A 15,479-nucleotide genomic window follows, 5' to 3' on the forward strand; every position below is an offset into this window, starting at 1 on the left:
TGAAGCTATTTATTGTTTGTAGCCTGTTATTTAGTATTGCTGCTATTTATTTTGCTGGTAAAAGTTATAAAAGAGCAAAAATCAGTTCTGTTATTCTCATCATTATTAATGCAGTGGGATTATTAGTACCATTAATTATACTGCTGATGATTTTTACATAATTCAATACTTTGGTGGAATTTGTCTGTATATTTTTACTGTTTGAAATGTTAAATTTTAAACATTTTCATAAAATTTTATAATATTATGTTGTTTTGGTAAAATTATGGCAAATCTTTTGATATTGAAACATTGCTTATCGATAAGAACTAATAAAACTAATAATCACATTTTTTAACAGTTTAAATAGTAATAGTGATGAAACACCATAATCAGAACCAGGAATTTCGTTTTAACGAAGTTCTTTTTGAGCACCGCAACAAAGAATACGGGGCCTATGTATTAAGAAACGAATCAGATAGAATATTAACCAAAGCACTTTTTATAGGAGTAAGCCTAATGGCTGCAGTTTCTATTACACCAGCTGTAATTTCTGCTTTAAAAGGGCCAAGTATTACAGAGCAGATTATTGCTTGTGATTTTGGACCAATTGATATCAAAAATGTAGATACACCAGAAGTGATACCACCAATTGAAACTGTAAAACCAGCCACTGCTCCAGATGCAAAAACATTTGACAGCACAGTTCCAACACCATCACGCAAAGCTCAGGACAATGTAAAAAATGATCCTGTTCCGGATGACGCTGTAGCTGGCTTTAAAAATGATTTTAAAGGCAATGTAGTACCTCAAAATACGTATGTACCAACAACCGCACCTACAGGGCCGGTAATCAATACGCCACCACCAACAATTCAGGAACCTGTTGATAAGAATAAAATTGTAGAAGCAGGAGAGCTTGGTGTAGAAGCCAATTTTAAAGGCGGAATAGATTCTTTCAGAAACAAAGTAATGAACAGCTTCGATGGTTCAGGTTTCGAATCAGAAGAAATACTAAAAACTATGGTTACATTCATTGTAGAAATGGATGGAACAATTTCAGGGGTAAAAGCTAACGGAACCAATGCCGATTTTAACAATGAGGCCATCAGAACAGTGAAGGCAATTTCAAACAAAGGAACCTGGATTCCTGCCAAAAACAAAAAAGGTGAATTTGTAAGAAGTTACTTCAAGTTTCCAATCTCCATGAAGTTTGATAATTAATATCAAAAATCAATTTTTAATAGTTATCCACAAAGAATTTTTTTTGTGGATAATTTTTTTTATCGTTAAATTGCTTATTAACAATATTTTAACTCAATTTTGATTTTCCCCATCTATCGGGAGCAAAGAAAAAAGTGTATTTTTGAAACTTAAAGTTCTAATAATGGCAAAAATCATAGGTATTGCTAATCAAAAAGGTGGAGTAGGAAAAACTACTACAGCTGTAAACTTAGCAGCAGCATTAGGAGTATTGGAAAAAAGAATATTGATTATTGACGCTGACCCTCAGGCCAATGCTACATCTGGGTTGGGAGTAGAAGATGTTCAGTATTCCACATATAATCTACTGGAGCATAGTGCAGATACAAAAGCCTGTATCAAAAGAACGGCAACGCCGAATCTGGATATTATTCCATCACATATTGACCTGGTAGCAGCAGAGATTGAATTGGTAGACAAAGAAGATCGTGAATATATGCTGAAAAAAGCTTTGGCCAGTGTAAGAGATGATTATGACTATATTATCATTGATTGTGCTCCGAGTTTAGGTCTAATTACCGTGAATGCCCTTACGGCAGCAGATTCTGTAATTATCCCGATCCAGTGTGAGTATTTCGCATTAGAAGGACTTGGAAAACTTCTGAATACCGTTAAAAATGTTCAGAAGATCCATAACAAAGATCTTGGAATAGAAGGTCTTCTTCTTACGATGTACGACAGCAGATTAAGGCTGTCTAATCAGGTAGTGGAAGAAGTAAATCTTCACTTTCCTGAAATGGTTTTTGAAACCATCATCAGCAGAAACGTAAGATTGAGCGAAGCGCCAAGTTTCGGAGAAAGTATCCTGAACTATGACGCAGAAAGCAAAGGAGCAGTTCAGTATATTCAGTTAGCTGAAGAAGTTCTTTTAAAGAACGAAAACTTAGTAAAGAATTAAATTAATAATAAATGGCACTGAGTGAATGCTAGCCATCACTTAACAAACATCATTTATCAATTATATCTATGAAGGACAAAAAAAGAGCTATGGGACGCGGCTTGGGCGCCATTTTAAGTGCAGAATCCAAAGCAACTGTCAACTCCGCTACAGATGAGGGAGCAGACAAGTTTGTGGGAAATATTGTAGAAGTTGCGCTTGAAGATATATATCCGAACCCAACGCAGCCGAGAACTTATTTTGATGAAAAAGCATTAGAAGAATTAGCACAGTCTATTAAAAACTTAGGGATCATTCAGCCGATTACTCTAAGAAAAGACGGTGAAAAATTCGAGATTATATCCGGGGAAAGACGTTACAGGGCAAGTAAAATTGCAGGTTTAACTACAGTTCCGGCTTATATCCGTTTGGTAAACGACCAGGAGCTTCTTGAGATGGCTCTTGTTGAAAACATTCAGAGAGAAGATCTGGATGCGATTGAAATTGCCCTTACTTATCACAGACTTTTGGAAGAAATTGGTCTTACTCAGGAAAATCTTAGCCAGAGAATAGGAAAAGACAGAAGTACCATTACCAATTCAATAAGGCTTTTAAGATTGAATCCTGATATTCAGAATGCCATCAGAAGCGGTGAAATTTCTGCGGGACACGGTAGAGCTATTATCAGTGTTGAAAGTGAAGAAGATCAACAGGTTTTATTCGATCTCATCATTAAAGAAAAATTAAATGTTCGCCAGGCTGAACAGGCTGCGGCAGCATTAAAGAATCCAAAGTCTGCAGCGGCTAAAAAAGCAAAAGCAGAACTTTCCAATAACTATAAAAGAGCCCAGAAGACTATCGCTGACATCCTGGATGTAAAAGTGGAAATCAAGGCTTCTGGAAATGGTAAAAAAGGTAAAATTGTTCTGGACTTCAAGAATGAAGAAGAGCTGGAATATATTTTATCCCATATTAAATAAATGAAGAAAATATTTTTCACATTTTTCTTGTGTATTGCTGCATGGGCTTATTCACAAGTTGCACCCATTGATACAGTTCGGATACAGACCCCTCCGAAAGAGGAACTTCCTGTGGTAAAACCAACCAAAACGGAGGCTAAAATTATTGAAGATCTTGAAAAAGCCAATGGGCCAACAAAGGTTACAGTAAAACTGAATCCAACCAGGGCCGGTTTATATTCGGCAGTACTACCGGGTTTAGGACAGTTTTACAATAAAAAATACTGGAAAATTCCAATCGTTTGGGGAGCTGTGGGAGCAGGAGTAGGTATTGCGATATGGAATGATAATCAATATAAGAAGTATCGCGAATACTATATTGCCAAGTTAAACGGTACGCCCAATGAATTTGTGGATGCCCGTCCCTGGTTAGATAAAAAAGCGTTAGGGAATGCTCAGGACAGAGCAAAAAGACAAAGGGATTATGCCATCGCCATTACAGGATTGATCTATATATTGAATATTGTAGACGCTGTAGTGGATGCACACCTTTATGAAAGCCGCCATGATCCTGATTTGACCTTTAAGCCATCAGTAATTCAGGATCAGTATGGATTTGATGCCCCAAAAACAGGATTCGCTTTAAGTTATAGATTTTAATAGATAATACATACATAAAACCGAAAGGTGGAATGTTATAAATGAAATAAAAAAATTACATGAAAATAGCATTAGTTGGTTACGGTAAAATGGGTAAGATCATAGATGAGATCGCACAGAAAAGAGGTCATGAAGTTGTTGCCCGCCTGAAGGAAACTCCAACTGCTGAAAATCTTAACAATCCTGATGTTGTTATAGAATTTTCCTTGCCCGAAGTTGCTTATGACAACATCAAAGCATGTCTTGAAAATAAAATCCCGGTAATCTGCGGAACAACAGGGTGGCTGGATAAAAAAGCTGAAATAGAAAAACTGGCTGTAGATAACGGTACAGCATTTCTATATGGCTCAAACTTCAGTTTAGGGGTTAATTTATTCTTTGCTCTGAATGAAAAACTAGCTGATCTGATGAAGAATGTAGACGAATATTCATGTCAGCTGGAAGAAATTCACCACATCCATAAAAAAGATGCCCCAAGCGGAACCGCAATTTCTATAGCAGAAGGGATTATCAATAACAATCCGAAATTTGATGCCTGGAAACTGGAAGAAACAGAAGGTAAACAACTGGGAATTTTCGCAGTTCGTGAAGATGAAGTTCCCGGAACCCATAGTGTTTTCTACAGAAGCGGAGTGGATGAAATTGAGATCAAGCATACCGCATTCAACCGAAATGGCTTTGCATTGGGAGCAGTGGTAGCTGCTGAATGGATTAAAGATAAAAAAGGGAACTTCGGAATGAAAGACGTTTTAGGGCTTTAATTGTAACAAATTCTGTAAATTGCAGACCAATATGAAAATGATGAATAGTGAATTGTCAATAGCGGAACAGCTGTTATCATTGATTACTCATCATTTATCATTTATATCATAAGAACAGGCACAAAAAATTATGAATTATTTTTTAACGTATACAGTGTATGTCCTCATTTTATCCGTATTAATGGGGATTTCAACATGGAAGTTATTTAAGAAAATGGGCTATAGCCCTTTATTTGCATTTATACCTTTCTATAATTATTTTATTATTCTGAAAGAAACAAAACATCCAAAATGGTGGGCTATTCTTTCCTATCTTCCGATTGTGGGTCCAATCATGATGTCTGTTTTCCATCTTTATTTAGTGAAGAAATTCGGAAAAACACTTTTTAAGGATCAGATCCTTACCGTGATTCTTCCATTTATCTATATGGCAACCATTAACTATTCCAAAGATGTAGAGCTGGAAGATGAAAATGCAAATGACCTGTTTCTTACTGATGAAGAAAAAGAAGCAAAAAAGAAAGATACATTTTTGGGGTCTATTACTTTCGCAGTAGTATTTGCAACCATTATTCACGTTTTTGTAACACAGCCGTTCGGAATTCCTACCGGATCTATGGAGAGAACCTTATTAGTAGGAGATTTCCTTTTCGTAAATAAATGGAGCTATGGATACAGACTTCCGATGCGTCCTTTAGCCATACCTTTCCTTCAGGGAACAATCATGGATACAGGAGAGAAGGGAAATCCAAAAGATGACCCTAAATCTTATGTAGACGGAGTAAAACTGCCTTATACAAGAATTTTACAGTTCAATAAGCCACAGAAAAACGATGTTGTAGTTTTCAACTATCCACAGGATTCAGTTCATACAGCAATCGACAGAAAAGATCCCTATGTAAAAAGATGTGTGGCTACAGCAGGTGATACTTTTGAAATGAGAGCCGGAAGACTTTTCGTGAACGGAAAGCCGGAAACCGTTCTGGGAGACCAGGAAGTACAGCACAGATATATTGTAACAACCGACAGTCAGTTAGATATTCCAACCTTATATAAAGCATATGGATTTTTACCGGTTCAGGAAATACAGCAGAATAATGGAGGCTTTATTTATGGCTTTCAGGGGTTAACAGATAAGATTGCGAAAGACATTAAAGAACTTCCTCATGTAATCGACATGAAAGAAGATGTTTCGGTGAAGGGAGAAGCTGCCATAGCTTATAGAGACGAAGCAAAAACCAGAATTGATACAACGCAGTCTATTTTTCCTGTTAACAAACCTTGGAATCAGGATTGGTATGGCCCGGTAAGAATTCCTAAAAAAGGAGATGTGGTAGCCATCAATAATGAAACTCTTCCAATGTTCCAGTGGATCATTTCCGAATATGAGCATAACAGTCTGGAAAAGAAAAACGGAAAGATCTTCATCAACGGAAAAGAAGCTAACCAATATACCATTCAGCAGGATTATTATATGATGGTGGGGGATAACAGAGATGCTTCATTAGATGCAAGATTCTTTGGTTTCGTACCGGAAGAAAATATTGTTGGAAAGCCTATGTTTACATGGATGAGCCTTCAGGGAGCTTTTGCAGACAGCAGTTCTAGCTATCAGGCGCCATTCAAGATCCGTTGGGACAGGATGTTTAAGGCAACAAACACAGGAGAAGCCAATAAGACTTCATACTGGTGGATTGCAGCTATGATTTTAATATTATTCTTCGGTTGGGAGTATTTCGTGAAGTTATTCAGAAAGAAAAAAACAGAAGACGAACTATAAATAAAATTAAACTTAAAATAGAATGAAGTATTTGAAAAAATACTTCATTTTTGCATTATGAATATGAAGAATGTTTTATTGCCGGTATTTTATATGCCACCGGTCTCATGGTTTTCAGTGTTTTTAGATGCTGAAAATGAAATAGTATTGGAGCAGTTTGAAAACTTTCCGAAGCAAACCTATAGAAACAGGGCTAATATCTATGGGGCTAACGGAAAATTATCACTTATTATTCCCATCAATCATAACGGGAAAAGAGAATTTAAAGATATCGAGATTTCTTACAGGGAAGATTGGAGAACACTTCACTGGAAATCAATACAAACAGCGTATCAAAGCTCGCCTTACTTTGAATATTATGAAGATAAGTTCAGAAAGATTTTTGACCTGAAAGAAAAGTTTCTTCTGGATTTTAACCTTAAAGGGTTAGAAATCATCCAACAGATACTGAAGACAGAAAAGGCACACTCTTTGAATAAAGAATATATCAAAAATCCGGAAGGGATCAGTTTCAGAGAAAAATTCTCTGCAAAGCAGCCTTCAGAATTTCAAATGGAAAGTTATTATCAGACCTTCTCAGATAAATTCGGATTTTTAGAAGATTTGTCGGTTCTGGATCTTATCTGTAATAAAGGCCCTGAATCGCTTGCTTATATAAAAAATATAAAACATTAATAGAAGGTCGTCACTATCGGATTTCAATACGAATAAAACGGATGACGGCTATATACGACTTTAAAACAAATATCAATATATGAAAAAGGTATTATTAGCAGCAGTTTTTTTAACAGGTTTTGGATTCTCCTTTGCACAGGAGTCAAAAACTAAAAGTACTGACCCAAAAGAAGATAAAAACCTAATGATGTGGTATCATAAAGATTTTGCCACTTCAAAAGTGTATGGCGTTAATACAGAAAATGCATATAAATATCTGGAATCAAAAGGATTAAAGCCTAAAACGGTAATCGTAGGAGTTTTGGATAGTGGAGTACAGGTAGATCACCCCGGATTGGTTAAAAATATGTGGACAAATCCTAATGAAGTACCTGGAAATGGTAAAGATGACGATGGAAACGGATATATCGATGATATTCACGGATGGAACTTCATAGGAGGGAAAAATGGTGATATTGATATCGATAATATGGAAGTAACCAGAGTTGTTGCCAAATATAAACCTCTGTTTGAAGGAGAAGATTCTGTGAAGAACAAAGACAATCAGGCTAAAATGCCGGAAGACTTTGCCATGTATATGAAAGCTAAAGATCTTTTCACAAAGAAAAGTATTGAATCTCAGCAAAACTTCAGAACATATTCTATGATCAATGAGCTGATCCCGAATATGGTAAAATTATTGGCAGGAAAACCGGTAACTGCAGAAAATATTGCGTCTATTAAAAAACCTACAGATCAAAGAGATGCTGTTGCTCTGGAAGTTTTAAGCCAGGTTTCTCAAAGCCCGGATTTTAAAGGAAAATCCTCTGCAGAATTTGAAGAAAAGATGAAAAAGGACATGAAGGAAGCCATCGATCATTATGCACCGGCTGCCAAGCAATATGACCTTTCCTATGACCCGAGAAAAGAAATTGTAGGAGATAACTACGATGACTATTCTGAAAAAAATTATGGAAACAACCACTACGAAGGACCAGATGCTGAGCACGGAACCCACGTAGCCGGAATTATTGCCGGGCTTCCGCAAGGGAAAGAAATACAACATGGTATTGCTTCCAAGGTTGCTAAAATTATGACGGTAAGAGCAGTACCTAATGGAGATGAAAGAGATAAAGACGTTGCCAATGCAATCAGATATGCCGTAGACAACGGAGCTAAAATCCTTAACATGAGTTTTGGGAAGCCGGTTTCTCCAGGTAAAAATGTAGTTTGGGATGCTTTTAAATATGCTGAAGATAAAGGAGTTCTTTTAGTAAAAGCAGCAGGTAATGAAAACGAAGATGTAGCAGAGCATTTGGCATATCCTACCAATTATAAAAATGTTAACGATGAAAAACCGTTTGTTAATAATGTTATCGTAGTAGGAGCCAGTACCAATGATAATAATGCCCTTAGAGCAAGCTTTTCCAATTTCAATAAAAAAATGGTGGATGTTTTTGCACCGGGAGAAAGAATTTACTCAACAGTTAAAGGAAGTAAGTATGAATATCTGGATGGAACATCCATGGCTTCTCCTGTAGTGGCCGGGGCAGCAGCTGTTCTGTTAGCTTATATGCCTAGTCTTAAGCCAGACCAGATTATTGAATCATTGAAAAAATCAAGCAATCCTAGTACAGCTAATGGATTTGCAGATTTTTCTGCAGCCGGAGGAGTAATAGATGTGAAAAAAGCCGCTGAATATGCTTATAATAACTTCTATAAAGAAAGTAAAGCTCCCGTTGTTAAAAAAGCAACTAAAGCTGTGAAAAAATAATTATTTATAAATGATTTTGATATTCGTTTTGTGAATGAGAACTTGTAGATAAAAGAGATAAACCGTAATACAACGCTGTTTTGTTATCTTCAAAAAAACATGTAAAATATTCACTTTTAAATATCTAATAAAAAAGTCCGAAATTTTTCGGACTTTTTTATTTTTTAATTACAATTTTGGCACGGTTTTTTGTAACTTTATTGGTAACAAAATAATAAACAACAAAATGAAAAAGTTACTACTTGCAGGGATGTTAGGAACATCACTTTTTGCAGTGTCTTGTTCCTCTGTGAATAACGCAGCTACATCTCAGAATCAAAGAGCAGATTTTCTTAAATTAAAAGGGGACTGGCAGATTGTGAGCATAGACTACGATAAAGGATATAAAATTAAGCCTTTTGATGAGGGGGCAGATGCGCAGTGTTTCGTTGGAAGCCACTGGAGATTAATTCCTAACAACTGGACAGGTGCTTACACTCTGAATGGAGGTGGAAGCTGCCCGGCAATTACACAGCCTATCAAGTTTGAAATTAAGAATGGTGATACATTTATGTTTAAAAAAGTTCTTGCAGGTACAAAAGCAAAACAAAACGTTGCAGGTTATACTTTATCGGTAATTAACCAAACCACAGATCAGTTTTCTCTTCAGCAAGACGTTCCGTTTGAAGGAGGAAGTGTAAAAGTAGTTTACAACTTCGAAAGAACCGGAATGAAATAATTAAATAACATAAAAGATTAAAAAATGAAATTTACAAAAACATACGTAGGAGCTCTTTTCTTGTCATCAGCATTATTATTGACAAGTTGTGAAGCCGTTCAGAATTCAAATCACCAACAAAGAGGTACTGCTGTAGGAGCTGCTTCAGGAGCTGTACTGGGTGGTATCCTTGGAAACAACGTAGGAAAAGGAGGAAACGGTGCTATTGGTGCTGTATTAGGAGGTATTATCGGAGGTGTTGCTGGTAACGTTATCGGTAACAAAATGGATAAGCAGGCCAGGGATATTAAAGAAACTTTGCCAGGTGCTCAGGTAGAAAGAGTAGGAGACGGTATTAAAGTGACGATGAATGAAAGTATTGTAAACTTTGCTTTCGACTCATCTAACCTTACTTCTGTTGCTCAGGGTAACTTGGATAAATTAGCGAAGGTGTTGGCTGACAATCCTGATACTAATATCAATATCTATGGTCATACAGACAGCGTAGGTAAAGACGCATACAATATGGCCCTTTCTCAGAGAAGAGCTGATGCTGTGAAAGCTTACTTAGTAGGAAAAGGAATTGCAGGAAGCAGAATGTTCACTAAAGGTGAAGGTAAAAATATGCCGGTTGCAAGCAACGATACAGATGAAGGAAGAGCTAAAAACAGAAGAGTTGAATTCGCTATTACTGCAAATGAAAAAATGATTAACGATGCCAAGCAAGGGCAGTAATTAATTTAATATATAAATATTTTCGTAAAAGACCGCCTCGGCGGTTTTTTTTGTATTTTTATGCCTATCAATTTTTAATTTATTATTTTTGTAATTGAAATAACATAAATGAAAAAATATTTAAAACTGCTCCGTGTAGAGCAATGGGTGAAGAACCTTTTTGTATTTGTTCCTCTATTCTTCTCTGGTAATATTACCAACCTTGATTTACTTACCAAAAGTATCTTTGCTTTTATCATCTTTTCATTCGCTGCCAGTGTTGTTTATATTCTTAACGATTATAATGATATTGAAGCAGACAGGAAACATCCTGAAAAAAGAAGACGTCCACTGGCGAGTGGTGCTATCTCAAAATCAACTGCAATAGCAATTCTTATTGGGCTTGTAATTGCAGATATTGCTTTTGTAGGGTTTGCCCAGCTGTATTTTCAGCAGCCGCTATGGAAATTTGCTACCATTATCGCTTTTTATGTGGTAATGAATCTTGCATATACCTTCAGATTAAAGCATGTTCCGATTATTGATATTTTTATCATTGCCATAGGATTTGTACTGAGGGTGCTGGCAGGCGGCTATATTACCGGGATCAGCATTTCGCAATGGGCAATCTTACTGACTTTTGTTCTGGCATTGGTACTGGCTATCGGGAAAAGGAGAGGAGAGCTTATCAATGCACAGGTTTCAGGAAAAACAAGAAAAGCTCTGGATGGTTATAATGTACAGTTTGCAGATATTGCATTGTCTATCTCTATCACCCTGGCAATTGTTTGTTATCTGATGTTTACCCTTTCACCTGAAGTGCAGGCAAGATTCCATGAAAGAGTATTTTATACGGTAGTTTTTGTTGTATTTGCTCTTTTAAGATATCTGCAGCAGACACTGGTGTACAACAGAACAGAATCTCCTACAAAAATTGTGTACAGAGACCGTTATATACAGGTTACTTTATTACTTTGGGTGGCCACATTTTTAATTCAAATTTACTTTAAGAAATGAAGCCGAATTTCACACAGAAAGTTACAAACTGGGGTAATTTCCCGGTAGTGGAAAAAGAAATGAGATCTGAGGACAGCTTCAAAAACATAAAAGAATTCGTCCTCAGCCACAATGAAGTTATTGCCAGAGGAAACGGAAGGTGCTATGGAGATGCTTCATTGGGAGAAAGCATATTTTCTACCAAAAAATTAAATAAATTCATCAGTTTTGACCGTCTGAACGGGGTTATAGAATGTGAATCCGGAGTATTGCTTTCGGAAGTGCTTGAAATATCAGTTCCACAGGGGTACTTCCTATATGTAACTCCGGGAACCAAGTTCGTTTCTGTAGGAGGAGCTATTGCTTCTGATGTACATGGAAAAAATCACCATGCAGAAGGTTGCTTCTCAGAATATGTCATCGAATTCAAACTGATGATTGAGAACGGTGAAATCATTACCTGTTCAAGAGAAGAAAATTCAGAAAAGTTCTGGGCTACTATAGGTGGAATGGGATTGACAGGAATTATTCTGACTGCGAAATTTAAGCTTAAAAATATTGAATCCGCCTATATCCGTCAGGAAAGCATCAAAGCAGATAATCTTGATGAAATCTTTAGGCTGTTTGATGAAAGTGAAAGCTGGACTTATACGGTAGCTTGGATTGATTGTCTTCAGAAAGGGAAAAATATCGGAAGAAGTATTCTGATGAGAGGAGAACATGCTTTCCAGCATGAATTACCCCAGGCTATGGCAAAAACACCTTTAAGGCTGAAGAAAAAATTACAACCCACTGTTCCTTTTTACTTTCCGGGATTTGTATTGAATGCCCTTACAGTAAAAATTTTCAATTGGCTCTATTATAAAAAACAATCCAAAAAAGAAGTTAAGAATTTTATTGATTACGAAACATTCTTCTATCCTTTGGATGCCATTAATGAATGGAATAAGATCTACGGGAAATCAGGATTTATACAATATCAGATGGTAATTCCAAAAGAATCAGGAAAAGAAGGAATGAAAAGAATTCTTGAAACGATTGCTAACAGTGGGAACGGCTCATTCTTAGCAGTGTTAAAGCTTTTCGGGAAGAATAATCCGCAAGCCTACAATTCTTTCCCTGTAGAAGGGTATACGCTGGCATTAGATTTTAAAGTAAATTCAAAGCTGAAAAAATTGGTAGACGAGCTGGATAGTATTGTTCAGGAGTTTGGAGGAAGAATTTATCTTACCAAAGACAGCATGAGCAGGTCCTCATTAACCAATTACCTGAAAAATATTAGAAGTCCTAAATTTGTGTCTTTACAGCACAAAAGAATCTTAAACAATAACAACTCATAATGATAGTTCTGGGAAGTACATCTGAAGTGGCACAGGCTTTTGTGGAAAAAGCGCTTCAGGAAGGAGAAAAGTATGAAAAAATCTATCTTTTTACCTCAAATAAAGAAACTACAGAAAGATTTGCAAGACATATTGATGTAAAATTTCTGCAACAGTCCGAAGTGATTGAACTGGACTTAATGAAAGAAATAGATTATAACAGATTTGATTATATCAATTCAAATGTATTATTTTGTGCCGTAGGATATTTAGGAGAAGGAACCGAAGAAGGGCTGTATGATAATAAGAATACAGAACGCATTATTAATATTAATTACTCTAAACTGATTCCGGTAATGAATTATTTTGCCCATAAATTTGAAAGCAGAAGATCCGGAACGATCATTGGCCTTTCATCAGTGGCAGGAGACAGAGGAAGACAGAGTAATTTGATTTACGGAAGTGCAAAGGCCGCTTTTACAGCATACCTGAGTGGTCTCAGAAATTACCTTTTCAGTAAAAAAGTGCATGTATTAACCGTGAAGCCCGGGTTTATGGCAACTAAAATGACAGAAGGGCTGCCTTTGAATCCTAAATTAACAGCAACTCCTAAACAGGCAGCGGCTTGTATTTATAAAGCGTTCAAAAAGCAAAAGGATGTGGCTTATGTTTTGCCTATTTGGAGTATTATTATGATGATCATCAGGAATATCCCTGAATTTATATTTAAAAAGTTAAAGCTTTAAAAAAAATGAAAAAGTTGTATTGTTTTGATTTTGACGGAACCCTGACGTATAAAGATACTATGTTTATGTATCTTAAATTCTACGATCCTACAAAATATAGAATACAATTTTTAAAACATGTACCACTTTTCATTCTCCTAAAACTTAAGCTGGCAGAAACTGAAAAAGTGAAAAAAAGCTTTATCGGATCTATTTTAAAAGGGCAGACTCAGGAAAAAATAGAACTGAAATCCAAACAGTTCTTTGAGACACATTACCCTAAAATAGTAAGGGAAAATGCTCTGGATTTTATTCAAAATATCGATAGGAATAATACACAGAGTTTATTGGTAACTGCTTCTCTGGATATCTGGGTGAAACCTTTTGCCGAAGTGCTGAAAATGCAGCTTGTTTCTACGCGGGCAGAGTTCAAAAACGGTGTCTTCACGGGAAACTTTATCGGAAAAAACTGTAACGGGAAAGAAAAACTGGTTCGAATAAAGGAAGAAATACATAATTCCAAGTATGATAAAATTATTGCATTTGGTGATACTTCCGGAGATAGGCCAATGTTGAAATGGGCCAATGAGGGACATTACCAATTTTTTCACTAATTTTGGGTGATAAAAGTGTAAAAAATGAAAAGTCTGTTAATTGCATCTGCAGCCATTCTGATGAGCTGTGCAAGTACAACATCATCTCAACAAAAATTGTCTGATATGGAGCAGAAAGCAGAACTTCTTGTAACCAGCTCTCAGGGAGGTGCCGAAAGACCGGGTTTCAGGATTATTAAAGATGAAAAAGAATACCTTGCTTTAGGAAAAAGTGGTTTTCAGTTTGTAGAGGATGGAAAAGATCCTGCCTCTCATTATCCGAAATTTCCAAAAGATAAGAAAGTTGTTGTATACAATCTGGGAGGCTTCAGATCAGGCAGCCATACCATCAATGAGATTAAAGGCGTATCTGTAAAGAATAATGTACTGTATGTAGAAGTTCCGGCTGGAGAACCTTCCGGCGGAATGGAAATTCAGGTGCTTTCCAATCCTTGGTTCGTTTTTGCTGTTCCTGCAGATTACCAGTTTACTTCCGTAGAATTAAAATATTCAAAATAATAATGGATAAAATATATTTAGATAATGCCGCAACCACTCCGCTTGCAGAAGAAGTTATAGATGCAATGGTTGATACGATGAAGATGAACTTCGGAAACCCATCTTCAACTCATAGCTTTGGACAGGAAGCCAAAATCCTTATTGAAAATGTAAGAAGACAGGTTGCAGAGTATCTTCATGTAACTCCTGCTGAGATCATTTTCACTTCCTGTGGAACAGAATCCAACAATATGATTATCAAATCTTCGGTAGAGCACCTTGGAGTAGAAAGAATCATCAGTTCGCCTTTAGAACATAAATGTGTTTCTGAAAGTATCCTGGATATGAAAGCGAGAAAAGGAGTAGAAGTAAATTATATCCGCCCCAACGAAAAAGGAGATATTGACCTTAATAAATTAGAAGAATTATTAAAGTCCTCAGATAAAAAAACATTGGTAAGCCTAATGCATGCCAATAACGAAATCGGAAACCTGATGGATCTTAAAAAAACTGCTGAACTTTGCAAGAAGTATAACGCTCTTTTCCATTCAGATACTGTACAGACGATGGCTCACATGAACCTTGATTTCTCAGATATCCCTGTAGATTTCGCTTCATGCAGTGCACATAAGTTTCACGGGCCAAAAGGTTCAGGTTTTGCATACATCAGAAAATCAACGGGTTTAAAAGGTATTATTACCGGAGGACCTCAGGAAAGAAGTCTTAGAGCCGGAACAGAGAATGTTTGTGGTATCGTAGGGCTTGGAAAAGCATTGGAGATTTCCCTGAATCATATGAATGAATATACTCAGCATATGCAGGAAATTAAAGATTATGCTATTGAAAAGTTATCTGCTGAAATTAAAGGAATAAAATTTAACGGAAGAAGTGCTGAGAAAGAAAACAGTCTTTATACTGTTTTAAGTGCATTGCTTCCTTATAAAAACCCATTAATAGGTCTTCAGCTGGATATGAAAGGAATTGCTATCTCCCAGGGAAGCGCATGCTCTTCCGGCGCATCTAAACCTTCTATGGTGATGATGATGGTGCTTTCTGAGGATGAAATGGAGCACTGTACACCGCTACGCATCTCTTTCAGTCATTTAACAACGAAAACTGATATAGATGCATTGGTAAATGCCCTTAAAGAAATTTCAAAAGACTATACTATAGAAAAAACTAATGTTGAGCATAGATAGTCTTATGATGTAAAAGTCGTAATTTTGAACA

General features: G+C 36.4%; 16 protein-coding genes. All 16 read left to right on the forward strand.

What is annotated here, in order from left to right; all coding sequences use genetic code 11:
• Positions 1–357 precede the first annotated feature (357 nt).
• The 16 genes from EG339_RS11710 to EG339_RS11785 all read left to right on the forward strand — a co-directional run bounded on the left by EG339_RS11710 (position 358) and on the right by EG339_RS11785 (position 15,448).
• Positions 358–1,203, forward strand: coding sequence for an energy transducer TonB (locus tag EG339_RS11710; protein ID WP_123870260.1), 846 nt, complete (start codon positions 358–360; stop codon positions 1,201–1,203).
• A gap of 163 nt (positions 1,204–1,366) precedes the next feature.
• On the forward strand, positions 1,367–2,140 hold the full coding sequence (locus tag EG339_RS11715) for a ParA family protein (protein ID WP_123870261.1): 774 nt from the start codon (positions 1,367–1,369) through the stop codon (positions 2,138–2,140).
• 68 nt (positions 2,141–2,208) lie between these two features.
• Entirely contained in the window at positions 2,209–3,099 is an 891-nt protein-coding gene (locus EG339_RS11720; RefSeq protein ID WP_066698653.1) for a ParB/RepB/Spo0J family partition protein, read from the forward strand.
• Complete coding sequence (locus tag EG339_RS11725; RefSeq protein ID WP_123870262.1) at positions 3,100–3,738, forward strand: DUF5683 domain-containing protein; 639 nt, start codon at positions 3,100–3,102, stop codon at positions 3,736–3,738.
• A gap of 59 nt (positions 3,739–3,797) precedes the next feature.
• Positions 3,798–4,499, forward strand: coding sequence for a 4-hydroxy-tetrahydrodipicolinate reductase (dapB, locus tag EG339_RS11730; protein ID WP_123870263.1), 702 nt, complete (start codon positions 3,798–3,800; stop codon positions 4,497–4,499).
• A gap of 130 nt (positions 4,500–4,629) precedes the next feature.
• On the forward strand, positions 4,630–6,279 hold the full coding sequence (gene lepB, locus EG339_RS11735; protein ID WP_123870264.1) for a signal peptidase I: 1,650 nt from the start codon (positions 4,630–4,632) through the stop codon (positions 6,277–6,279).
• A gap of 57 nt (positions 6,280–6,336) precedes the next feature.
• Positions 6,337–6,954, forward strand: a complete 618-nt coding sequence (locus EG339_RS11740) for a WbqC family protein (protein WP_378113231.1) — start codon at positions 6,337–6,339, stop codon at positions 6,952–6,954.
• Positions 6,955–7,033: 79 nt separating this feature from the next.
• Complete coding sequence (locus EG339_RS11745; protein ID WP_123870265.1) at positions 7,034–8,707, forward strand: S8 family serine peptidase; 1,674 nt, start codon at positions 7,034–7,036, stop codon at positions 8,705–8,707.
• A 226-nt stretch (positions 8,708–8,933) separates the two neighbouring features.
• Complete coding sequence (locus tag EG339_RS11750; protein WP_123870266.1) at positions 8,934–9,425, forward strand: lipocalin family protein; 492 nt, start codon at positions 8,934–8,936, stop codon at positions 9,423–9,425.
• 24 nt (positions 9,426–9,449) lie between these two features.
• Positions 9,450–10,139 carry an OmpA family protein gene (locus tag EG339_RS11755; RefSeq protein WP_123870267.1) on the forward strand — a complete coding sequence of 230 codons (690 nt, stop codon included), beginning with the start codon at positions 9,450–9,452 and terminating at the stop codon, positions 10,137–10,139.
• Between the two features lie 108 nt (positions 10,140–10,247).
• On the forward strand, positions 10,248–11,135 hold the full coding sequence (locus tag EG339_RS11760) for a decaprenyl-phosphate phosphoribosyltransferase (RefSeq protein ID WP_123870268.1): 888 nt from the start codon (positions 10,248–10,250) through the stop codon (positions 11,133–11,135).
• Positions 11,132–12,454 (forward strand): FAD-binding oxidoreductase, encoded by a 1,323-nt coding sequence (locus tag EG339_RS11765; RefSeq protein WP_123870269.1) that lies wholly within the window; start codon positions 11,132–11,134, stop codon positions 12,452–12,454. The genes EG339_RS11760 and EG339_RS11765 overlap by 4 nt, the downstream gene beginning before the upstream one ends.
• A complete protein-coding gene (locus EG339_RS11770) occupies positions 12,454–13,179 on the forward strand; it encodes an SDR family NAD(P)-dependent oxidoreductase (RefSeq protein WP_123870270.1) in 726 nt (241 codons plus the stop codon). Before EG339_RS11765 ends, EG339_RS11770 begins: the two co-directional genes overlap by 1 nt.
• 5 nt (positions 13,180–13,184) lie before the next feature.
• Positions 13,185–13,772, forward strand: a complete 588-nt coding sequence (locus tag EG339_RS11775) for an HAD family hydrolase (RefSeq protein WP_123870271.1) — start codon at positions 13,185–13,187, stop codon at positions 13,770–13,772.
• Between the two features lie 24 nt (positions 13,773–13,796).
• Positions 13,797–14,270: a hypothetical protein gene (locus EG339_RS11780; RefSeq protein ID WP_123870272.1), complete on the forward strand. Its 474-nt coding sequence runs from the start codon at positions 13,797–13,799 to the stop codon at positions 14,268–14,270.
• A gap of 2 nt (positions 14,271–14,272) precedes the next feature.
• On the forward strand, positions 14,273–15,448 hold the full coding sequence (locus tag EG339_RS11785) for a cysteine desulfurase family protein (RefSeq protein WP_123870273.1): 1,176 nt from the start codon (positions 14,273–14,275) through the stop codon (positions 15,446–15,448).
• Positions 15,449–15,479: the final 31 nt, after the last annotated feature.

Source organism: Chryseobacterium bernardetii (assembly GCF_003815975.1).
GTDB classification, from domain to species: Bacteria; Bacteroidota; Bacteroidia; order Flavobacteriales; family Weeksellaceae; genus Chryseobacterium; species Chryseobacterium bernardetii.

What these genes read in the sequence shown, in the direction of transcription:
- EG339_RS11725 (WP_123870262.1), top strand. Translation starts at nt 3,100, where the DNA reads ATGAAGAAAATATTTTTCACATTTTTCTTGTGTATTGCTGCATGGGCT.
- EG339_RS11785 (WP_123870273.1), top strand. Translation starts at nt 14,273, where the DNA reads ATGGATAAAATATATTTAGATAATGCCGCAACCACTCCGCTTGCAGAA.
- EG339_RS11745 (WP_123870265.1), top strand. Translation starts at nt 7,034, where the DNA reads ATGAAAAAGGTATTATTAGCAGCAGTTTTTTTAACAGGTTTTGGATTC.
- EG339_RS11755 (WP_123870267.1), top strand. Translation starts at nt 9,450, where the DNA reads ATGAAATTTACAAAAACATACGTAGGAGCTCTTTTCTTGTCATCAGCA.
- EG339_RS11740 (WP_378113231.1), top strand. Translation starts at nt 6,337, where the DNA reads ATGAATATGAAGAATGTTTTATTGCCGGTATTTTATATGCCACCGGTC.
- EG339_RS11775 (WP_123870271.1), top strand. Translation starts at nt 13,185, where the DNA reads ATGAAAAAGTTGTATTGTTTTGATTTTGACGGAACCCTGACGTATAAA.
- EG339_RS11750 (WP_123870266.1), top strand. Translation starts at nt 8,934, where the DNA reads ATGAAAAAGTTACTACTTGCAGGGATGTTAGGAACATCACTTTTTGCA.
- EG339_RS11780 (WP_123870272.1), top strand. Translation starts at nt 13,797, where the DNA reads ATGAAAAGTCTGTTAATTGCATCTGCAGCCATTCTGATGAGCTGTGCA.
- EG339_RS11760 (WP_123870268.1), top strand. Translation starts at nt 10,248, where the DNA reads ATGAAAAAATATTTAAAACTGCTCCGTGTAGAGCAATGGGTGAAGAAC.
- EG339_RS11720 (WP_066698653.1), top strand. Translation starts at nt 2,209, where the DNA reads ATGAAGGACAAAAAAAGAGCTATGGGACGCGGCTTGGGCGCCATTTTA.
- EG339_RS11770 (WP_123870270.1), top strand. Translation starts at nt 12,454, where the DNA reads ATGATAGTTCTGGGAAGTACATCTGAAGTGGCACAGGCTTTTGTGGAA.
- EG339_RS11710 (WP_123870260.1), top strand. Translation starts at nt 358, where the DNA reads ATGAAACACCATAATCAGAACCAGGAATTTCGTTTTAACGAAGTTCTT.
- dapB (WP_123870263.1), top strand. Translation starts at nt 3,798, where the DNA reads ATGAAAATAGCATTAGTTGGTTACGGTAAAATGGGTAAGATCATAGAT.
- lepB (WP_123870264.1), top strand. Translation starts at nt 4,630, where the DNA reads ATGAATTATTTTTTAACGTATACAGTGTATGTCCTCATTTTATCCGTA.
- EG339_RS11765 (WP_123870269.1), top strand. Translation starts at nt 11,132, where the DNA reads ATGAAGCCGAATTTCACACAGAAAGTTACAAACTGGGGTAATTTCCCG.
- EG339_RS11715 (WP_123870261.1), top strand. Translation starts at nt 1,367, where the DNA reads ATGGCAAAAATCATAGGTATTGCTAATCAAAAAGGTGGAGTAGGAAAA.